This is a genomic window from Ensifer meliloti (assembly GCF_030064585.1).
Classification (GTDB): Bacteria; Pseudomonadota; Alphaproteobacteria; order Rhizobiales; family Rhizobiaceae; genus Sinorhizobium; species Sinorhizobium meliloti.
Map to the genome: position 1 here is coordinate 2181673 of NZ_CP120365.1, position 20886 is coordinate 2202558.

Below are 20886 nucleotides of genomic sequence, written 5' to 3' on the forward strand. Positions count from 1 at the left end.
GGCAATGCCCTTTCGCGCGACTGTCCTGACGCTCTACCCGGAGATGTTTCCGGGGCACCTCGGCGTTTCGCTCGCCGGAAAGGCGCTGGAACGCGGAGACTGGTCGATGGAGGCCGTGCAGATTCGCGACTTTGCCGGCGACAAGCACCGCACCGTCGACGATACGCCGGCGGGCGGCGGTGCCGGAATGGTACTGAAGCCCGACGTTCTTGCCCGCGCCATCGATCATGTCGCTGCAGACGACGGGCGGCCGCGGCTTCTGATGAGCCCGCGCGGACGGCCGCTGACGCAGGAACGGGTGCGGGCGCTGGCCGCCGGTCCCGGCGCAGTCGTCGTTTGCGGACGTTTCGAGGGCGTCGACCAGCGGGTAATCGACACGCGTGGACTCGAGGAAGTCTCGATCGGCGACTACATTCTTTCCGGCGGGGAGCCGGCAGCACTCGTTCTGCTCGACGCCGTGGTGCGTATCCTGCCGGGCGTCATGGGCAATCAGCTTTCAGGTGTCCACGAGAGCTTCGAGGGAGGGCTCCTCGAACATCCCCACTACACGCGTCCGCAGATCTTCGAAGGTCACGAAATCCCGGCCGTCCTCACCTCCGGCAACCACGCGGCCGTTGCGCAGTGGCGGGAAGCGACGGCGCGCCGGCTGACGGCGGAACGCCGGCCCGACCTTCTGGAACGGGCCCGGCATCCGAAGCGTGATCCGGCTCAGCCCGTGAAGAAATAATAGGCCGCCAGCAGCAGACCCACCGCCACCACCACGGCGCGGATGACCGCCTGCGGGACGCGTCGTGCCGCCCACACACCCATATAGCCGCCAAGAGCTGCGCCCGGCACCATGATCGCCGCGTGCAGCCAGGAGACGACGCCACCCGCGGCGAAAACCACGATGGCGATTGCGGCGATGACGATGGAGATGAAGTTCTTGAGTGCGTTCAGCCGGTGGTAGCCGCCGCCGGTGGCAAGCCCGAGCACGGCAAGCATCATGATGCCCATGCCGGCGCCGAAAAAGCCGCCATAGACGGAGGTCGCCAGCTGGCTCGCCACGCCCAGCGGGCCGATGCGATGCTCGTCGCTGCGCGCCTTCGGCTTCAGGAGGGGGCCGGCGGCGAAGATCGCCGTTGCCGCGATCAGCAGCCAGGGCACCATCGCACGGAAGGCCGGATTGGAGAGCGACAGCAGCAGAAGCGCGCCGGCGAGCCCGCCGATCGCCGAAATGATACCGAGGACGACGGCGTTCTTCCGGTCGGCGCGGATCTCCTCGGCATAGGCAAGCGTCGACGTGATATAGCCTGGGAACTGGATGATGGACGAGGTCGCGTTGGCGACGATCGGCGGCAGCCCGCCAAGCGTCATCGCTCCGAAAGTCAGGAAGGTGCCGCCGCCGGCAATGGCATTGACGACGCCGGACAGGAAGCCGGCGACGAAGAGCAAAAAGACCTGGAGCAACGTCATGGCTTTCCCCCGAAACACGTGAATCGGGATAGCCGGTGGCGCGGTCGACCGCAAGTCCGTGATACATCGGGGCCCTCCCCATCTTTCCCCACAGGCGGGAGGGGGTGGGGAGGGGCATTCTTGAGGCGGGCGTGCGACAAAATCCGCTTTCGGGGATGACAAGGCCGGCCATATGGTGTATGTGCCGGCCCGGTTCGGGTTCCTTGCCCGTCGACCGTCAACAAAGAATGGCGAATACGCTCCTGCCGCAAATGCGGCAAGGCCTGAAGGGAAGTCCGACAGGCCGATCGAGAGCGCTCTGGCTGTTTCAGAAAAACGCAAAGGTTAGACCGATGAACATCATCCAGCAGCTGGAAGCCGAACAGGCCGCCAAGATCGCCGCAAAGCGCACCCTTCCCGAATTCTCCCCGGGCGACACCGTCCGCGTCAATGTACGCGTTGTCGAAGGCAACCGCACCCGCGTACAGGCTTACGAAGGCGTCTGCATCGCCCGTTCCGGCGGCGGCATCAACGAGAGCTTCACCGTTCGCAAGATTTCCTACGGTGAAGGCGTCGAGCGCGTATTCCCCGTCTACTCCCCGCTCGTCGAGAGCGTAGATGTGGTTCGCCGCGGTAAGGTCCGCCGCGCCAAGCTCTACTATCTGCGCGACCGCCGCGGCAAGTCGGCTCGTATCGTAGAAAACACCGGCACCCGCGCCCGCAAGCTGAACGACGCCGAGCGCCAGGCCGTTGTCGAGGAGAAGGCACGCATCGAGGCTGAAAAGGTCGCAGCCGCCCAGGCTCTGGCCGCCGAGAAGGCAGCAGCCGAAGCCGCCGAGGCAAAGGCAGCGGAAGAAGCAAAGGCTGCGGAAGCTGCAGCAGAATAAGTTTTCGACTCTTCAGAGTTGTGCGGAAAGGCGGTCCTCGGGCCGCCTTTCTTTTTGGTATCAGCCGCTTGTGCTCCCCATAGATTTTATGACATTTTCTGTCGCCACAATCTGGGAGTTCCTCCAATGACAATTCGTCGCCGCGTGCTTGCGGGCATTGCCGCAGTTCTTGCCGTTCCATTCGCAGTCTCTGCGCCCGTTTTCGCCAGCGACCTGCCCGACCTCGGCGGCAAGACGGTCGTCGTGGTGACGGAGAATGCCTATCCGCCGCTGCAGTTCGTCGATCCGAAATCCGGCCAGGCCATCGGTTGGGAATATGACGCGATGAACGAGATCGCCAAGCGCTTGAATTTCAAGGTCGAGTACCAGAACACGAGCTGGGATGCGATGATCCAGGCGGTTTCCGACGGTCAATACCAGATCGGCATGACCGGAATCACCATCAAGGACGACCGCAAGGAGAAGGTCGATTTCTCGGATCCCTATATGCGCTCGCAGCAGTTCATGCTGGTGCGCGGCGACGAGACCCGCTTCGACGATGCCAAGAGCTTCGCAGCGCTCGAAAGCGGTCTGGTCGGCGCCCAGCCCGGGACTTCGCCTTTCTACACGGCCGTCTACGAGGTTCTCGACGGCAACGAGCAGAACCCGCGCATCAAGCTGTTCGAAACCTTCGGTGCGACGGTGCAGGCGCTGAAGGCCGGCGACGTCGATCTGGTCTTGACCGACAGTGTCGCGGCCAAGGGTTATGTGGATTCCTCCGACGGCCAGCTCAAGGTGGTCGGCGAGCCGCTCGGCACCGAGGATTTCGGCTTCATCTTCCCGAAGGGATCGGAACTCGTCGCGCCGGTCAATGCCGCCATCAAGGCGCTCAAGGAGGACGGCACCTTCGACGCGCTCAACAAGAAGTGGTTCCTCGACTACAAGATGGGCGGCTGACCGCCGGAACGGGATAAGACGCATGTGCGGTTTTCCGCCCACGTCCCGCTTCCACCTACTGGAATTGCAATGACGCCGGTCCAATCATCCGACACTTCCGGGAAGGACGATTATCCCTGGTGGCTGATCGCCCTTCTCGTGATCGCTGCGGCACTGGCCGCGGTCATCGCCGCCAATGATATCTTCACGCAGGTATTCACCGTCGTCCTGAAGGGGTTGGGCGTCACCGTTTTCGTCACTCTCGTCGGTTTCGTGCTCGCAACGGTGCTCGGCCTCGGCGTGGCCCTGATGGCGCTTTCCGAGCATGTGGTCCTGCGCCAGATCGCGCGCTTCTATACGGAAGTCATCCGCGGCGTACCGATCCTCGTGCTGCTGTTCTATATCGCCTTCGTCGGCGCGCCTGCGCTGGTGACGGTCGCGAATTTCGTGGCGGCGCCGCTGATTTCGGCGGGCTGGATCGAGCCGTTCGTCGTTCGCGACGTGTCGCTGATGTGGCGGGCAATCATGGCGCTGATGATCGGCTATTCGGCCTTCATCGCCGAAGTCTTCCGCGCCGGCATCCAGTCGGTCGACAAGGGCCAGGTGGAGGCGGCAAAGGCGCTCGGGCTCTCCCGCTACCAGCGCTTTCGCCTCGTCGTCTTTCCGCAGGCGATCCGCGTCATCCTGCCGCCGCTCGGCAACGACTTCGTGGCGATGGTCAAGGATTCCTCCCTCGTCTCGGTGCTCGGCGTCGCCGACATCACCCAGATGGGCAAGGTCTATGCCTCAGGCTCCTTCCGCTTCTTCGAGACCTATTCCATCGTCGCCTATGTCTATCTCGTGCTGACGATTGGGTTGTCGCTGGCCCTTCGGGCGGTCGAGCGGCGGTTGAGGCGGTCGCAAGTGCGATAGGCAAGGGGGAGGCCGGTAGACAGGGGAGTACTGCACCTCCAACGCTGCCGTCACGGTCCGCCCGCTCAGCCCTCGAGTTCCTCGCGCAGCATTTCCAGTTCGAGCCATTCCTCTTCCATGCGCGTGAGGTCCGTCCTGAGCTTCTCAAGCTCGGCGGCGAGCTTGGCAAAGCCGTTCGGGTCGCGCGAGAAAAGGTCGGGATCTGCCATCTTCTCTTCCCGCTTCGCGATCTCCGCCTCCGACCTGGCAATCTCCTTCGGCAGGTTTTCGAGCGCGAATTTCTGCTTGAAGGAGAGCTTGCCCCTCGCCTTCTGAGGTTCGCTCGGCGACGAGGAGGCGCCGCTCGATCTGGCCTTCTCGGCTTTCTCGCTCCGGCGCCTTTCCTCGAGTGCGCCGCGGCGCTGCGCCATCATGTCGGAATAGCCCCCGGCATATTCGATCCAGCGGCCATCGGGCGCCTCCGGGTTGGCCGGCGCGATGGTCGAGGTCACGGTACGGTCGAGGAAATCGCGGTCGTGGCTGACCAGGATCACCGTTCCGGAAAATCCGGCCACGATCTCCTGCAGCAGGTCCAGCGTCTCGATATCGAGGTCGTTGGTCGGTTCGTCGAGGATCAGGAGGTTGGTCGGGCGTGCCAGGATGCGGGCGAGCATGAGACGCGCGCGTTCGCCGCCGGACAGGTCGCGGATGGGCGTTCGCGCCTGCTCCGGCTGGAAGAGGAATTCCTTCATGTAGCCGGTGACATGGCGCTGCTCGCCATTGACGAGGAGGGTCTCGCCGCGCCCGTCGGTCAGATAATGCGCCAGCGTCTCGTCCAGGTTCAGTTCCTCGCGTTTCTGGTCGAGCGTGGCGATCTCCAGATTGGTGCCTAGCTTGACGCTGCCCGTGTCCGGCGCGAGCTGACCGGTCAGGAGCTTCAGCAACGTCGTCTTGCCGGCGCCGTTCGGTCCGACGAGGCCGATGCGGTCGCCGCGGTGGACGCGGATCGAGAACGGCGCGACGATCGTGCGATCGCCATAGGCCTTGGTGATCTTCTCCGCCTCGATGACGAGCTTGCCCGATTCCCTGGCGTCGGCCACGGTGGCCTGGACCGTACCCTGCGGCCCCTTGTGCCCGCGATGGCGGGCCCGCATGTCCTGCAGCTCGCCGAGCCGGCGCATGTTGCGCTTGCGCCTTGCGGTCACGCCGTAGCGCAGCCAGTGCTCTTCGCGCTCGATCGCCTTGCCGAGCTTGTGCTGTTCGAGCTCTTCCGCCTCCAGCACCTCGTCGCGCCAGGCCTCGAAATGCGCGAAGCCGCGATCGAGGCGGCGCGATTGGCCGCGGTCCAGCCAGACGGTCGCCGTCGACACCTTTTCGAGGAAGCGCCGGTCGTGCGAAATCAGCACCAGCGCCGAACGGCTGCGGACGAGCTCGTCTTCCAGCCACTCGATCGTCGGCAGATCGAGATGGTTCGTCGGTTCGTCGAGAAGCAGAATGTCGGGTTCCGGCGCAAGCACACGGGCAAGGGCGGCACGACGCGCCTCGCCGCCGGAAAGGCGCGTCGGCTCTTCCTCCCCGGTCAGCCCCAGATGCTGCAGCAGGTAGGCGACCCGGTAGGGATCGTCGCCTGGTCCGAGGCCGGCTTCCGCATAGGCCTGGACCGTATCGAAGCCGTCGAAATCGGGCGCCTGGTGGAGATAGCGTATGGTCACCGATGGATGCCTGAAGATCTCGCCCGACGGGGGTTCTACAAGCCCGGCGGCGATCTTCATCAGCGTCGATTTGCCCGAACCATTGCGGCCGACGAGGCAGATGCGATCGCCCGGCTCGACCTGCAGGCCCGCACCCGCGAGCAGCGGCGTGCCGCCGAAGGTCAGTAGAATGTCGTCAAGCTTCAGGATGGGAGGTGCCAAGGCATCAGGCTCCGGAAAGATCATAGGGCCGGGCGAGAATGACGGCCCGGCCGGATTTCAGGGTGAAGCGGACCGTGCCATCCGCGATGTTCGAAATGGTGCGCGACGAGCCGAAGGGCAGATGAAAATCCTTCAGCGGGTAGCGCACGTTCTCGATCGAGAGACCGTCAAGGTCCGCAAAGCCGAGGATCGAGAAGAGGCTGCCTTTCGGCAACTCGATCTCCTGCGAGCCGGGCAGCAGCGGATAGGCCTCCTCCTCGCCGGAGGTCATCATCACCGCAACGCCGCTCTCGGCAAGTGCGACGGTGCCGAGGAGGTGCAGGAAAGCGTGATCGCTGCGCGCGCCGCCGAGTCCGCCCGCGAAGACGAGCGAGGTCGCGCCACGCTCGAGGGCCGCCTCGACGGCGATCTCCCCGTCGGTCGCGTTCTTGGCAGCCGGATGGCGTTCACGCGGGACGCCGGCGAACTCGGCCAGAAGCGCCTCGTCCGTGGAATCGAAGTCGCCGACCCAGAGATCGGGAACGACCCCGAGCGTCCTTGCATGGCGCATGCCGCCGTCGGCGGCGACGAAGCGGCTGCCTTCGAGCTGTCGAGCGAGCCGGTCTGTCGGCGTCAGCGCGCCGCCGAGCAGGATGGTGAAGGGTGATCGGATCATGGCAGAAGCCCATAGCGCAAAGCAGCGGCGAAGGAAAAGGGCTCCGGCTGCTGTTTTGCGAACGCATGCTGCGCGGATCAGGTTCCGGACGCCGGATCCCCGGGGAAAAGCATGCCGTCATAGATGCCGGGCGTCGATCCGGCGATCTCCACCGCACCGACCGCGCGGGCATAGAAATCGGCGGGGCCGACGCCGCCGATGATCGCATAGGCATAGCCGGCGGCGCGCATGGACAGCAGGCTTTCGACGAGCAGGGCCTCGCCGATGCCCTTGCCGCGCATGGCCGCGTCCACTCCGGTCGGACCGAAGAAGCCGAGCGCGGTTACGTCATGGCATGCGAAGCCCACGATCCGGTCCCGATGGTGAGCGATGTGGATGCGCGCCGGCGTCGAGGAGAAGGCGGTTTCGGCCTCGCCGGCCCACCCGGCCCCGAAGCGCTCCTCGATCCAGGGAATGACGAGCCGCCGCTCGGCCGCAAGCGCCCGCCGGATGCGGACGTCGGGGTCGAGACGCGATGGACGGCCCTCGGGCAAGGCATAGAGGCGGACGAGCATGTCTGGCATGGAATTGTCTCCGCTTTCGGCGAACAAACGGCGCCGGCAATTGTTTGACTTTTAATAGCGCGCCCGGCGCGGACGGCAAACGTCCCTGCTGAAACTCAGCTTGCCTAAGCCGTCGCCGGAAGCTAAATCTTCTGCTGCTCTAACGGGGTGCCCTGGCCGGCTTTGCGACCATGGCTGAGAGGCTTCGAGCCAACCCGCGGAACCTGATCCGGCTCATACCGGCGGAGGGATTAGAAGCGATCGGACCGATACGCGCTTTTCCCATTGCAGCAACAACAAAGGGAGAGGTGCCAGAATGTCCAGTTCACTCCATCGAAAAATCCTTGGCCGGCTTGCGATCGCCGCCGCTTCGATCGCGGCATTTTCCGTGAGCGCGGCGGCCGCGGAAAAAACGCTGACGGTCTATACCTATGAGAGCTTCATCACCGAATGGGGGCCGGGCGCCAAGGTGGCGGAAGCGTTCGAGAAGACCTGTGACTGCAAGGTCGACTATGTAGGGGTCGCCGACGGGGTCGAACTCCTGACGCGGCTGAAGCTCGAAGGTCAGGGTTCCAAGGCCGACATCGTACTCGGCCTCGACACCAATCTGGTGGCGGAGGCGAAGGCGACCGGCTTCTTCGCACCGCACGGCGCCGATACCGCTTCCGTCAAGGTTCCGGGCGGCTTCTCCGACGACACCTTCATACCCTATGACTACGGCCATTTCGCCGTTGTCTACGACACAGAGGCACTGAAGGACCCACCGAAGAGCCTCAAGGAACTGGTCGAGGGCGATCCGTCGCAGAAGATCGTCATCGAGGACCCGCGGACCTCAACCCCCGGCCTCGGCCTCCTGCTCTGGGTGAAGTCGGTCTATGGCGACAAGGCCGGAGAGGCCTGGGCGAAGCTCAAGGACCGCGTGCTGACGGTCACGCCGGGCTGGTCGGAAGCCTATGGTCTCTTCACAAAGGGCGAGGCGCCGATGGTTCTCTCCTACACCACCTCGCCTGCCTATCACATGGTCGCGGAGAACACCGAGCGCTACCAGGCGGCCCCCTTCGCCGAAGGCCACTATATCCAGATCGAAGTCGCCGCATTGACGAAGAACGCAAAGGACCCGGAACTCGCCCGGAACTTCCTGACCTTCATGATCGGTCCGGAATTCCAGTCGATCATCCCGACGACCAACTGGATGATGCCGGTGACGGCGACCAAGGAACCGCTGCCGGAAGCCTTCGGCAAGCTCGTCGACCCGCAAAAGACGTTCCTCATTCCCTCCGGGGAGGTCGCCGCCAGCCGCAAGGCCTGGATCGACGAATGGCTGGCCGCCATGAGCCGGAACTGAGGCCGGATTGTCCGGCACAAAGGAAAGCAGAATGACAATCGCCGCCGGGGCCTTCGCCCTCGGCGGCATCCTGCTTTTCGTCGGCCTCGCCGGCGCGGCACTGCTTGGACAGTCGGCCGGCAGCGCCGGCGGTGGTCCGCTTTTCGATGCCTATATCTGGCGCATCACACGCTTCACGCTGCTGCAGGCCAGCCTCTCGACACTTCTTGCCATCCTATTCGCCATACCGGTTGCCCGGGCACTTGCCCGCCAGGCTTCGTTCCCCGGCCGCATCTGGGTGCTGCGGCTTCTGGCGCTGCCACTCGGCCTGCCGGCGCTCGTCGCCGCACTCGGGCTCATCGAAATCTGGGGCCGGCAGGGGCTCTTGAACAGGGTGCTTTCGGCAGCCGGGTTGGAGCAGCCGGTCAGCATCTATGGCCTCTCCGGCATTCTCATTGCCCATGTCTTCTTCAACATGCCGCTCGCCGCACGCTTGATGCTTGCCGGCATCGAGCGCATTCCGGCCGAATACTGGCGCACCAGCGCCAATCTCGGCATGGGATCCTTCGCCATCTTTCGCTTCATCGAGTGGCCGGTTATCCGCGGATTGCTTCCCGGCATCGCCGGGCTCATCTTCATGCTCTGCGCCACCAGCTTCACGCTCGTGCTGACGCTTGGCGGCGGGCCGGCCGCCAGCACGATCGAAGTGGCGATCTATCAGGCGCTGCGCTTCGACTTCGACCCGCCGCGGGCGATCGCCCTTTCGGCACTTCAGGTCGCCCTTACCGGAGCGCTGCTTCTCGTCCTGAAATTGATCGCGCCGGCGCCGCTGGAGGGAGAGACCAGCGGCAGGGCCATCCGGCGTTTCGACGGCGCAAGCGGTCTGTCGCGGCTTGCCGACCGGATCTGGCTGATACTCGCGGTCATCCTCGTCGGCCTGCCATTTGCGGCCATCGCCTATAGCGGATCGAAGGCCGACCTCGTCCGTCTCGTGAGCGAGCCGGCATTCCATCGGGCGCTCGCCATGAGCGCGACGATCGCCCTTGTCTCCGCCACGATCTCCGTCGCCATCGCGGCGCTGATGATCCGTACCGAACGGCTCGCGCTGGCGCAGCGGCGCCCCGGAGCGGCGCCTCGCCTCTTTGCAGGCACGATCGGCGCGAGCACCTCCTTCATACTGCTCGTGCCTCCCGTCGTGCTCGGCGCCGGATGGTTCCTGCTCCTGAGACCTTTCGGCGACGTCGCCCGTTTCGCGCCGGCCGTCGTCGTCGCCATCAATGCGCTGATGGCGCTTCCCTTCGTTCACCGGGTGCTCGCGCCGGCCATGGCGACGCATGCCGCGCGCACCGCGCGCCTTGCCGCGAGCCTTGGCATCGGCGGCTTTCACCGCCTGCTGTGGATCGACTGGCCGGGCCTGCGCAAGCCTCTCTTTGTCGCCTTTTCCTTTGCCATGGCCCTCTCGCTCGGCGATCTGGGAGCAGTCGCTCTTTTCGGCTCCGAGGACATGGTAACCCTCCCCTATCTGCTCTATAGCCGGATGGGCAGCTATCGCACCGCGGATGCGGCCGGACTGGCGCTGGTTCTCGGCCTTCTCTGCCTTGTCCTGACGGTGCTCGGCACGGCGGGAGAGGAGAGGCCGCCCGAAGGTAAAAGCACATGAGTTCCACCGCTCTCGCCGTCAAGAGCGTCGAGATAAGCTTCGAAACGACGACGCTCGCCTTCGACTGCGCGGTTCCCGCGAAGCGGATCGTCGCCGTGGCCGGCGCCTCCGGCTCGGGCAAGTCGACGCTCTTCAACATCATCGCCGGCTTCGAGCAACCGGGGCGCGGGGAAGTCCGCATCCTCGGCGAGGAAATGACCGGTCGGGCGCCGGCGGAACGGCCGGTCTCGATCATATTCCAGGAACATAACCTCTTCGCACATCTCGACGTCGCCACCAATGTCGGCTTCGGCATCAGCCCGGCGCTGCGGCTGGATGCGGCCGACCGCACGAAAGTGGAGGATGCACTGGCCCGGGTCGGGCTCGCCGGTTTTGGCAAGCGCCTGCCGCCGACGCTTTCAGGCGGCGAACGCCAGAGGGTCGCGCTCGCGCGCGCCTTCGTGCGGCACCGCCCGATCCTCCTGCTCGACGAGCCTTTCGCCGCGCTCGACCCCGGCATGCGCGCCGAGATGCGGGCACTCATCAGCGATCTGCACGAGGAGGAAGGCAACACGATACTGATGATCACACATCATCCCGATGACGTGAGGGCGCTCGCCGACAGCGTTCTTTTTCTCGACCGGGGCCGGATTGTCGCCCATGATGAAGTCGATCGGTTCCTCGGGCGCCGCGACATCGCTGCGATCAACCGGTTCCTCGGCAACGAAGGATGACGTATTGTTCGCGGCGGCCGATCCGACGCCGGGCGAACTAAATTCGCCGGACGCCACAATTTGACCGCCGCGCCGTGCGAGGCGCGGGAGACACCAGCGGGTATCTCGCAAAATTCGCGCATCCGTTGCTGCGATACCACGGGGCAACTATTTCTACTGGGGTCGGCTAGGCAGGCGGCGCTGAAATCGGATACAGCAGAATCCTGGCTGAAACACCCGCGCCGGTGCACCGCATCCGGCTGAAAAAGTAGGACTTTTCGCCGATTGCGATGAATGGCTTCGAGCCGCGGGTCGCACCGGCGGATGGGGACGGGCTGAGGCATGATAAGGCAGGCAGTCATGAATGGCTGGTTTCCGCGGCGGCATGGAGCCGTGCGCGCACGAGCGCTGGTCGCATTGGCTGCCACGACGCTGATCGCTGGCTGCCAATCCGTGATCGAGCAGACCTACGAGCCCACCGTTTCGCCATCCTCCAATCCGCAGATCGTCGAGGAAGTGCAGAAGAACGACCCGCGGGCCCAACTCGGCGCGCGCGAGCATCCGCGCATCGTGGCGAGCTACGGCGGAGAATACCGCGACGCCAAGACCGAGCGGCTGGTCGCCCGGATCACCGGCGCCCTGACCGCCGTTTCGGAAAACCCGCAGCAATCCTACCGCATCACCATCCTCAACTCGCCGGCAATCAACGCTTTCGCGCTTCCGGGCGGCTATCTCTACGTGACGCGGGGTCTGCTGGCGCTCGCCAACGACGCCTCGGAAGTGGCCGCCGTACTCTCGCACGAGATGGCGCATGTGACGGCCAATCACGGCATCCAGCGCCAGCAGCGCGAGGAAGCGGAGGTGATCGCCAGCCGTGTCGTGTCCGAGGTGCTTTCCTCCGACCTTGCCGGGAAGCAGGCGCTTGCCCGCGGCAAGCTGCGCCTTGCCGCCTTCTCGCGCAATCAGGAACTGCAGGCCGACGTGATCGGCGTCCGCATGCTGGGCGAGGCCGGATACGACCCCTATGCGGCAGCGCGCTTCCTCGATTCCATGGCCGCCTATAGCCGCTTCAGCGCGGTCGATCCGGAGGCGGACCAGAGTCTGGACTTCCTGTCGAGCCACCCCAACGCGCCGCAGCGCGTCGATCTCGCGCGCCGGCATGCCCGTGCCTTCGGCCCCGAGGGGACGAGCGGCGACCGCGGGCGCGACTATTATCTCGCCGGCATCGACGGTATCCTCTATGGCGACAGCCCGCAGGAGGGCTATGTCCGCGGACAGACCTTCCTGCATGGCCAGCTCGGCATACGCTTCGACGTGCCCACCGGCTTCCAGATCGACAACAAGGCCGAGGCGGTGCTTGCCACCGGGGCGGGCGAGGTCGCCATTCGTTTCGACGGCATCGCCGACACGAGCCGGCGCAGCCTGACCGACTACATCGCCAGCGGCTGGGTAACGGGCCTCAAGCCCGATACGATCCGCCCGATCACCGTCAACGGCCTCGAGGCCGCAACGGCGCGCGCATCGGCCGACCGCTGGGATTTCGATGTCACGGTGATCAGGTTCGGCGAGCGCATCTACCGCTTCCTGACGGCCGTTCCGAAGGGCTCGAGCGCACTCGAGCCGACGGCAAACCAGTTGCGAACCTCCTTCCGCCGCATGACGTCCGGCGAGGTCCAGTCGTTGAAGCCGCTGCGCGTCCGGGTGGTCACGGTCAGGTCCGGCGATACGATCGCGACCCTTGCGGCCCGCATGATGGGTACAGACCGCAAGCTCGATCTTTTCCGGCTGATCAATGCGATGCAGATCACATCGACCGTCAGACCCGGCGACAAGGTGAAGATCATTTCGGAGTGAGGCGGCGCAGGGGCTGCCTCTCATCGGACTCGCGGTGCCGCTTCGCCTCTCAATGGAGAACTGGCGAGCCCAAGGCTCGTCCCTTCGCCCCGCTTGCGGGGAGAAGGTGCCGGCATGCGGATGAGGGGCAAATGACCTCGCGAAGCCTTACGCTTCAATGCATCGCCGCCGTCAGCGCCGGCGCCTTGGCGGTGAGAGCCGCACGAAGTTTTTCGAGTGCGCGCGTCTCGATCTGCCGCACGCGCTCCTTCGATATTCCAAGCGCGACGCCGAGCTCCTCCAGCGTGGCGCCATCCTCCGTCAGGCGGCGGGCGCGAATGATCTTCATTTCACGCTCGCTGAGCTCTCCGAGCGCGACCTGCAGCCATCGGCGGGCGCGCTCGCCGTCGATCAGATCGCTCACCTGCTCGTCGGGCAGAGGTGCCTCGCTCGCCAGGAAGTCCAGCCGGGCGCCGGCATCCGGGTCGCCGCCGCCGATCGGCGCCTGCAGCGACGCGTCGTTTCCGGAAAGGCGCGCATCCATGGTCTGCACGTCGGCAAGGCTGACACCGAGAGCCGCGGCGATCTCCTCGTGCATCGCCTGCGAGGTCAGTTGCCTGTCCCCCTGGGCGAGCCTCGCGCGCAACCGGCGCAGATTGAAAAACAAGGCCTTCTGCGCCGAACTGGTGCCGCCGCGTACGATCGACCAGTTGCGCAGCACGTAGTCCTGCATCGATGCGCGGATCCACCACGTGGCATAGGTCGAGAAACGCACCTCCCGGCTCGGCTCGAAACGCGCTGCGGCTTCCAGCAGCCCGATATGCCCCTCCTGCACGAGATCTCCCATGGGCAGTCCGAAACTGCGGAACTTCGCCGCCATCGAAATCACCAGACGCATGTGCGACATTGCGATCTTGTTGCGCGCCTCCTGGTCGTTATCGTTCCGCCAGGCCTGTGCGAGCGCATGTTCCTCATCCCGCTCGAGATAGGGCGCTTCCATGGCAATCTTGATCATACGCCTGTCTGCTGTGAGGGTCTTCATCGATTGCTCCGTAGCTGGCGGCAAGCGCCATTTCACGATTGAACTCCAAACGCCGAGCGCTCTCTTGCGGCGTTCGGCAACGGGGACGGATGGCGCTGGTTGACGAAATGACAGGGCGCCCTAGATGGAAGAATACGAACCTGAGGCGTGAGGAAATCACGGGGCCAAGATCGCTCGGCAGCACAGGCGAAGGCCTCCCTGCCGGGAGTGTTAAACGTGCGCGGGCGCGAAAAGTTCCGCGGGCGGGCGCGATTTTTGATTGTGGATCCCGCCGCTATACGCCCCACCGATTGTAACGCGGCTGCGCCGCGCCCGGCTCTCGCCTTCTCGTGCAATCGGGCGCTCAGCTTGGGAACATACGGCAACAAAAAAGCCCGGCCTTTGGAGCCGGGCTTTTCTGATTTTACGCAAGGAGTGCTTAAGCGGCTTCGTCCTGTGCGTCGTCTTCTTCGATAGCCTTGCCGCGCTTCGGGCCCTTGTTGAGATTGGCCTCGACAAGGCGAACGGCCTCAGTTTCCGACATCCTGTTCACGGCAGCGATTTCGCGCGCCATCCGGTCAAGCGCGGCTTCATAGAGCTGGCGCTCGGAATAGGACTGTTCCGGCTGGTTCTCGGCGCGATAGAGGTCGCGTACGACTTCCGCGATGGAAATGAGATCGCCGGAATTGATCTTGGCATCGTATTCCTGAGCGCGGCGCGACCACATGGTCCGCTTCACGCGCGCCTTGCCCTGCACGACCTTCAACGCGCGGTCGACGAAATCGGTTTCGGACAGCTTACGCATGCCGATGCCCACAGCCTTCGCCACCGGCACCTTGAGACGCATCTTGTCCTTCTCGAAGTCGATGACAAAGAGTTCGAGCTTCATGCCCGCGACTTCCTGCTCCTCGATCGCGACGATCTGGCCAACGCCATGGGCCGGGTAAACGATCGATTCACCGGTCTTGAAGCCTTGGCGCGTTGAAGATTTCTTCTGCTGGGTGGTCATTCGTTTCAAACACTCCCTAGTGCGCACCCGGCCCTCACAGGGGCCGGGGCCGGGTCAGTCAGGCCCGGGATAGACGGAGATACCGCCGGGTGGGTCCACCTGGTCCTCCAACGAAACGCAAACAAGCTCTTATGGCGCAGTCACAAGCAACGGGCCGTTGCATATCTCAAAAGTGCCGCGCGGCGGAGATCGTGTGCTTTCGTGCTGGTTTTCGGGCGCGCAAAAGCACCCTCTGTGGATCAGTGTATGAAAACTATCACAAAAAAGAGCGGAAATCAATAATTTGCTGCACGGCAACGATCAAGTCGCCACGCTCGCAAGCGCGAAGTGCCGGCGGGATTTCCCCAGCTTTCCGGCCTCGCCATCTGTCGTCCGTCAGCCGTGACGAACCGAGCGGCCGAAACCCGCCTCAGTCGCCCTGTCCCGGTTCGGAAGAAAAATACTTCTCGTATTTTTCTTCTACGCCATCCATCTCCTTGGCCTCCGGCAGCGGGTCGCGCTTGACGGTGATGTTCGGCCACTGTGTGGAAAATTCCGCGTTCAGTTTCAACCACATATCGAGGCCCGGCTCGGTATCGGGCTTGATTGCGCCCGCGGGACATTCCGGCTCGCATACGCCGCAGTCGATGCATTCATCCGGGTGGATGACGAGGAAGTTCTCCCCCTCATAGAAACAATCCACCGGGCAGACTTCAACGCAGTCCGTGTACTTGCAGCGAATGCAGTTATCGGTCACGACGTACGTCATGAGGTACTCCAGCCAATGCTCACATTTGATGGCAGACGGCAATCAACGGTGATACTCGATCGCCCGCGCATGCTAGGCATGTCCGGCGCGCATAGCTGCCGAGGCAGACCCGAATGCCATCCTCTGCATGGCTTCGTGAATCGGAATCGATCCGGTGAAACCACACATCGGTTCAAGCTGCTACACCAACCTTCGCCCCTCGAACGGGGCGTTCGGCACTGTAGCGTTGCTTGTCACGTAAAGGCTTTGACGGGCCTTTGCAAGAATTATCCATGCGCGATTTGCCCCTGTGGGGGCACAGTTTTCCAGCCTCGGGACGGGCGTGCCGAAATCGGCTGCAGGCCGCCTCCGACAGTGTACGGCGCCGGGTCCAATGTCTGAAAATCAGTCGTCTTCCAGGTCCCCCGGCCGCAAGCGGTCCGGTCCCGGCCGCAAGCGGTCCGTCTCGCGGCGGTCCCGCTTTGTCGGCCGCCCCGCTCCGCGGTCGCGCGTCGCCTGCTCGAAAAGCGTGGGCCTGCCGGCGGGCACGGCGGGAGTCAGATCCTCGTAGAGCAGGCGCGCTTCCTCATAGGGGCCGCGGCGGGACCCGGGCAGCAGCACGCGCACGACGAGATCGCGCCGCTCCAGCGATACCTCGAGCATGTCGCCGGCCTTGATCTGGGCGGACGATTGCGTCTCACGCTTGCCGTTGACCGCCACATGACCCGCCTCTATCGCCTTCTGGGCGAGCGAGCGCGATTTGATCAGCCGGGCGAAGAACAGCCACTTGTCGAGCCGCTGGCGCATTGCAGGGGCGGACGGCGGCTGCTTTTCCATGGGTCTGACCTACTTCTTCATCTGCTCCTTCAGAGCAGCGAGCTTGGCGAAAGGTGAATCCGGATCGATCGGTTTTTCCTTGCGGGGCGGGCGCCCTTCGAACTTGGGAGGAGACGACTTGTTTCGATCGTGCCGGTCGCCGCGGTCTTTTCGCTGACCGCCCGGCCTTCCTTCGGACCCCTTGCCCTCCTGCGGCTTGCCTTCCCAGGGCTTGCCCTGCGACTTGCCATGAGGGGCCTGCCTGCGGCCGCCCTCGCGGCCTTCGGTCTGGCCATGGCGCTGGCCGCCTCGGCGCTGTTCGCCCTGGCGACCGCCCTGTCGCTGATTGTCCTGGCGGGTGCCCGGACGCCACAGGAGCACCGGCTTGGCTTCAGCCGGGGCTTCCGGCTCAGCCGGTGCCGCCGCATCGTCGCCCGCCGGCGCGGCCTGCGTCTCGGCAGCTGCGGTATCGGCGGCTTCCGTCTCTGCAGCCGGCGCGGCCGGCGCCTCGGCAGCCGCGGTTCCGGTGGCTTCCGTCTCTGCGGTCGGCGCATCCGCGGCTTCAGCCTCGACGCTCCCCGCATCCGCTACACTCGCACCGGCCTCTTCGGCAGGCGCCGTCTCCCCATTCTGGCTTGCCAGGAAAGCTGCCGCCTCCTCGGCCGTCACGGCGTCCGCGCGATAGCCGAGACCCTTGAGGATTTCCTCCATGTCATCGGGCGTTGCCCCGAGAATGGACAACATCGACGTCGTCGCGACGAAACGGCGGCCGTCATAGGCGCCTTCAGGACGCGGCGATGTCCCCGGCTTCCACTGCAGGAGCGGACGGATGAGATCGGCAAGCCGCTCCAGGATATCGATCCGCACCGCGCGCTTGCCGAGGAACCGGAAGCCCGCGAGCTTGTAGAAGGTCCGCTCGAAGGACGGATCGGTGACGACGGAGGTGCGGCCGGCAGCAAGCATCGGGATGAGCTCGCCGTAGCCGGGCTTGTCCAGCCCGTCGTTCTTCAGCGCCCAGAGAAGCGTGATCAGCTCCGCCGGAGCCGGCTTCAGAAGCGCGGGGAGGAAGATGTGGTAGGCGCCGAAGCGTACACCGTATCTGCGAATCGACGCGCGGCTCTCCTGATCGAGCGACTTCACCTCCTCGGCGACGTCGCGACGGAAGAGCACGCCGAGATTCTCGACGATCTGGAAGGCGAGACCCTTGGCGAGACCCTCGAGATCCTCGGCGCGCGAAATGTCGTCCAGAGGCTTCAGCACCGTGCTGATGTGATGGTTCACGAAACGCTCGATCCGCGCCAGCACGTGTTCGCGGGCATTGGCCTGGAGTTGCTCGTCGGCAAGCAGGATGACGCGGGGACGCATGACGTGGTCGCTCGCCGTGAGCCGCGCGACCGGATCGCCGAGCCAACGGACGAGACCGTCCGACGACAGGGCCAGGTCGCCGTTGCCGGCCGCATGGAGACGAGCGGCGCGCGCTTCGAATTCCAGCGCGAGCGCCTTATGGGCGGCACCCTGAACGGCCTTCGCGTCCGTTCCCTCGCTGCCCGCGGCGAGCGTGAACCGGAAACCGGCTAGCTGACCCACATGGTGTCCCTCGACGAAGACATCACCATTCACACTGATTTCTGCTTCCAGCATCGCATTCTCTCTCAGGCGCTTCATGAGCACAGATGTCCTGCGATCAACAAAGCGTTTCGTCAACCTTTCATGTAGCGCGTCGGACAATCGATCTTCGATTTCGCGCGTCTTTTCTTGCCAGTGTGTCGGATCGGCAAGCCACCCGGGCCGGTTGGATACATAGGTCCAGGTCCTGATCTGCGCAATTCGCGCCGAAAGTGTGTCGATTTCGCCGTCCGTATGATCGGCGCGCCGGACCTGTTCGGCCATGAAATCCTCGTTGACCGTGCCATGGCGAACGAGGTCGGCATAGATGGTCGAGATCAGATCCGCATGCTGGGCCGGCGTGATGCGGCGATAATCCGGGAGCGCGCAGGCTTCCCAGAGCTTCTCGACGCGCTCGGACGCCGTGGCGACGTCGACGATCTCCGGGTAGCGGGTCAGATGCTCGAGCGCCTGCTGATCGACGGCCGGGAGCGCCCGCGCCAGGCCCGATACCGCCGGTGCGGCCTCGAGGCTCTTTCTCAGTGCCTTCAGCGAAGAAAAGTCGAGCGCCTTGGAGCGCCATTGCAACACCCGGACAGGGTCGAACTCATGCGATTCGATGCGGTGCACCAGGTCCTCGTCAAACGGATCGACGCGTCCGGTCACGCCGAAGGTCCCGTCCCGGACATGCCTGCCCGCGCGCCCTGCGACCTGGGCGAGCTCCGCCGGATTGAGGTTACGGTATTGGTAGCCGTCGAACTTCCGGTCCTGAGCGAAGGCGACATGATCGACGTCGAGGTTCAGCCCCATGCCGATCGCGTCGGTCGCCACGAGATAGTCGACGTCCCCCTCCTGATAGAGTGCCACCTGCGCATTGCGGGTTCGCGGCGAAAGCGCGCCCAGTACGACGGCCGCGCCGCCGCGCTGGCGCCGGATGAGCTCCGCGATCGCATAGACCTCGTCGGCCGAAAAGGCGACGATTGCCGAGCGGTTCGGCAGGCGGGTGATTTTCTTGGAGCCGGCATAGACAAGCTGCGACATGCGCGGCCGCTCGACGACGGTGATGCCGGGCAGCAGATATTCGAGGATCGGCCGCATCGTCGCGGCGCCGAGCAGCAGCGTCTCGCCGCGGCCGCGCAGGTGCAGGATCCGGTCCGTGAAGATGTGGCCGCGTTCGAGATCGCCTGCGAGCTGAACCTCGTCGATCGCCACGAAGGAGGCCGTCGTCTCGCGCGGCATCGCCTCCACCGTGCAGACCGAGTAACGGGCGCGATGCGGCGCGATCTTTTCCTCGCCCGTGATCAGCGCGACATTGTGGTGACCGACCTTCTCCACGAGACGGGTGTAGACCTCGCGCGCGAGCAATCTCAGCGGAAGCCCTATGACGCCGCTGTCATGCGCGATCATGCGCTCGATCGCATAATGGGTCTTGCCGGTGTTGGTGGGTCCGAGCACCGCGGTCACGCCGCGGCCGCTCAGGATCATGGATTGAAAGGACAAGGTCTCGATCCCGGGCAGTCTCTGCAGCGCCGCACTTCTTTTGGTCGCGCGAAGCTCGCTGCAGTGCTGATTTTCCGTATGTATTATCCGTAAAACGGCTCCGATTTATGGAACACGCACTGAGAGCCGGCGCGCTTTCATGCTCCGGCGGGAAACAGATGCCTATGCGACGTGCCAAACGCAAGGGTTCACGGGGAATAAATACGCCAATCGGCAACCATATCTTGCGCCTCCCCTTAGAACTCTCGTTCAGGATTCTGGAACAGCGACGGAACGAATCAGAGACGAATCGCTGACTCCCGCTGATTCACTTTATGTTCACGGCTATATATAGATTTCAACATCTAGTTACGCACCATATGCTGAATCCAAGGGAGGATCACCCCTCAGAAGTTGCCGATCGGCTTCGTTTGGCGTCATTGCGGCCGTTGACCACGCAAAGGATTCCGAATCCAAGAGTCTGGAAAGATTGAAAAATTTTAACGGGATTCGCTGCCGATCGGCCGAGTCCGGAAATAGGAATCGCTTCACAGGCACCCGCCTCCTGCCGGGGCAGAGCAACGCCGACTCGCCGGCGGGAACGTTTTCCCCTTTCGTTCACCACAATATCTAGTGCCAGGGCCGAAACGAATCCGGCGCCCCGAAGGGCGCCGGAAAGCCGAGGGCACCATGCCTCAGGCGAAGTACTGGCCGCCATTGGCCGAAATCGTCGAGCCGGTGATGAAGCCCGCGTCGTCGGAAGCGAGAAACACGACGCAGCGTGCCACTTCCTCCGGCTCGCCGAGGCGTCCGACGGGTATCTGGGGAATGATCCGCTCGTTGAGCACCTTTTCCGGAACGGCGCGCACCATCTCGGTGCCGATATAGCCGGGGCAAATCGCGTTGACGGTGATCCCTTTCGCCGCCCCTTCCTGGGCCAGCGCCTTGGTCAAGCCGAGATCGCCGGCCTTGGCGGCGGAATAGTTCACCTGGCCCATCTGCCCCTTCTGGCCGTTGATCGACGAGATGTTGACGATACGGCCGAAGCCGCGGTCGCGCATGCCCGACCACAGCGGATGCGTCATGTTGAAGACGCCGGTGAGATTGGTGCCGATCACTTCGCCCCACTGTTCCGGCGTCATCTTGTGGAACATGGCGTCACGGGTGATGCCGGCATTGTTGACGAGGATGTCGACCGGTCCGAGGTCGGCCTCGACCCTGGCGATGCCATCGACGCAGGCCTGATAGCTCGATACGTCCCATTTGTAGACGGGAATGCCGCTTTCCTGCTCGAAGGCCTTGGCCCTCTCGTCATTTCCGGCATAGTTTGCGGCCACCTTGTAGCCCGCAGCCTTCAGCGCCACGCAAATCGCAGCGCCAATGCCGCGGGATCCGCCCGTTACCAGTGCTACCCTGCTCATACTCGCCTCCCACTCGGTTAAGTCAAATTTGCAAAAGCACACCCCTGCAGCCCGGCGAGCCC

18 protein-coding genes and 1 riboswitch are annotated in these 20886 nt (G+C 64.3%); of the genes, 8 read left to right on the forward strand and 10 right to left on the reverse strand.

All coding sequences use genetic code 11. From position 1 onward, the window contains the following. The first annotated feature begins 4 nt into the window (after nt 1-4). Nucleotides 5-727, forward strand: coding sequence for a tRNA (guanosine(37)-N1)-methyltransferase TrmD (gene trmD, locus PZL22_RS17570; protein WP_003529746.1), 723 nt, complete (start codon nt 5-7; stop codon nt 725-727). Here trmD and PZL22_RS17575 read toward each other — a convergent pair. Next, a complete protein-coding gene (locus PZL22_RS17575) occupies nt 709-1455 on the reverse strand; it encodes a sulfite exporter TauE/SafE family protein (RefSeq protein ID WP_003529748.1) in 747 nt (248 codons plus the stop codon). The genes trmD and PZL22_RS17575 overlap by 19 nt on opposite strands. 332 nt (nt 1456-1787) lie before the next feature. On the opposite strand from PZL22_RS17575, the gene rplS reads away from it, so the two are divergent. The 3 genes from rplS (at nt 1788) to PZL22_RS17590 (ending at nt 4148) form a co-directional block, all read left to right on the forward strand. Next, nucleotides 1788-2321, forward strand: coding sequence for a 50S ribosomal protein L19 (gene rplS, locus PZL22_RS17580; protein ID WP_003529750.1), 534 nt, complete (start codon nt 1788-1790; stop codon nt 2319-2321). Between the two features lie 126 nt (nt 2322-2447). Next, entirely contained in the window at nt 2448-3257 is an 810-nt protein-coding gene (locus PZL22_RS17585; protein WP_003529752.1) for a basic amino acid ABC transporter substrate-binding protein, read from the forward strand. Between the two features lie 69 nt (nt 3258-3326). Beyond that, nucleotides 3327-4148 carry an amino acid ABC transporter permease gene (locus PZL22_RS17590; RefSeq protein WP_003529754.1) on the forward strand — a complete coding sequence of 274 codons (822 nt, stop codon included), beginning with the start codon at nt 3327-3329 and terminating at the stop codon, nt 4146-4148. A 65-nt stretch (nt 4149-4213) separates the two neighbouring features. Here PZL22_RS17590 and PZL22_RS17595 read toward each other — a convergent pair whose 3' ends face one another. From PZL22_RS17595 to PZL22_RS17605, 3 genes are all read right to left on the reverse strand, one after another. Next, nucleotides 4214-6040: an ABC-F family ATP-binding cassette domain-containing protein gene (locus tag PZL22_RS17595; RefSeq protein WP_033048667.1), complete on the reverse strand. Its 1827-nt coding sequence runs from the start codon at nt 6038-6040 to the stop codon at nt 4214-4216. Between the two features lie 4 nt (nt 6041-6044). Further along, nucleotides 6045-6695: a thiamine diphosphokinase gene (locus PZL22_RS17600; RefSeq protein WP_003529758.1), complete on the reverse strand. Its 651-nt coding sequence runs from the start codon at nt 6693-6695 to the stop codon at nt 6045-6047. A 77-nt stretch (nt 6696-6772) separates the two neighbouring features. Next, nucleotides 6773-7258 carry a GNAT family N-acetyltransferase gene (locus PZL22_RS17605; protein WP_033048665.1) on the reverse strand — a complete coding sequence of 162 codons (486 nt, stop codon included), beginning with the start codon at nt 7256-7258 and terminating at the stop codon, nt 6773-6775. 133 nt (nt 7259-7391) lie between these two features. Further along, nucleotides 7392-7505: riboswitch (TPP riboswitch) on the forward strand. Between the two features lie 48 nt (nt 7506-7553). Here PZL22_RS17605 and thiB point away from each other — a divergent pair. From thiB to PZL22_RS17625, 4 genes are all read left to right on the forward strand, one after another. Next, on the forward strand, nt 7554-8582 hold the full coding sequence (gene thiB, locus PZL22_RS17610; protein ID WP_003529762.1) for a thiamine ABC transporter substrate binding subunit: 1029 nt from the start codon (nt 7554-7556) through the stop codon (nt 8580-8582). A 7-nt stretch (nt 8583-8589) separates the two neighbouring features. After that, the gene (gene thiP, locus PZL22_RS17615; RefSeq protein ID WP_268814685.1) at nt 8590-10221 is read left to right on the forward strand and encodes a thiamine/thiamine pyrophosphate ABC transporter permease ThiP; all 1632 of its coding nucleotides are present in this window, start codon (nt 8590-8592) and stop codon (nt 10219-10221) included. Next, nucleotides 10218-10934: a thiamine ABC transporter ATP-binding protein gene (gene thiQ / locus PZL22_RS17620; protein ID WP_003529766.1), complete on the forward strand. Its 717-nt coding sequence runs from the start codon at nt 10218-10220 to the stop codon at nt 10932-10934. Before thiP ends, thiQ begins: the two co-directional genes overlap by 4 nt. Before the next feature lie 321 nt (nt 10935-11255). After that, nucleotides 11256-12767: a M48 family metalloprotease gene (locus PZL22_RS17625; protein WP_003529768.1), complete on the forward strand. Its 1512-nt coding sequence runs from the start codon at nt 11256-11258 to the stop codon at nt 12765-12767. A 154-nt stretch (nt 12768-12921) separates the two neighbouring features. Here the strand turns inward: PZL22_RS17625 and PZL22_RS17630 are convergent, their stop codons facing one another. The 6 genes from PZL22_RS17630 to phbB all read right to left on the reverse strand — a co-directional run bounded on the left by PZL22_RS17630 (nt 12922) and on the right by phbB (nt 20824). Then, the gene (locus PZL22_RS17630) at nt 12922-13788 is read right to left on the reverse strand and encodes an RNA polymerase factor sigma-32 (protein WP_027993196.1); all 867 of its coding nucleotides are present in this window, start codon (nt 13786-13788) and stop codon (nt 12922-12924) included. Nucleotides 13789-14206: 418 nt separating this feature from the next. Continuing rightward, a complete protein-coding gene (locus PZL22_RS17635) occupies nt 14207-14776 on the reverse strand; it encodes a CarD family transcriptional regulator (protein ID WP_003535785.1) in 570 nt (189 codons plus the stop codon). A 409-nt stretch (nt 14777-15185) separates the two neighbouring features. Further along, nucleotides 15186-15524, reverse strand: a complete 339-nt coding sequence (gene fdxA, locus PZL22_RS17640; protein ID WP_003535779.1) for a ferredoxin FdxA — start codon at nt 15522-15524, stop codon at nt 15186-15188. Nucleotides 15525-15908: 384 nt separating this feature from the next. Continuing rightward, nucleotides 15909-16340, reverse strand: a complete 432-nt coding sequence (locus PZL22_RS17645) for an Hsp15 family ribosome-associated heat shock protein (RefSeq protein WP_003535776.1) — start codon at nt 16338-16340, stop codon at nt 15909-15911. A gap of 9 nt (nt 16341-16349) precedes the next feature. Further along, nucleotides 16350-19409 carry a helicase-related protein gene (locus PZL22_RS17650; protein ID WP_164829012.1) on the reverse strand — a complete coding sequence of 1020 codons (3060 nt, stop codon included), beginning with the start codon at nt 19407-19409 and terminating at the stop codon, nt 16350-16352. A 689-nt stretch (nt 19410-20098) separates the two neighbouring features. Continuing rightward, nucleotides 20099-20824: a beta-ketoacyl-ACP reductase gene (phbB, locus tag PZL22_RS17655; protein WP_003535773.1), complete on the reverse strand. Its 726-nt coding sequence runs from the start codon at nt 20822-20824 to the stop codon at nt 20099-20101. Nucleotides 20825-20886: the final 62 nt, after the last annotated feature.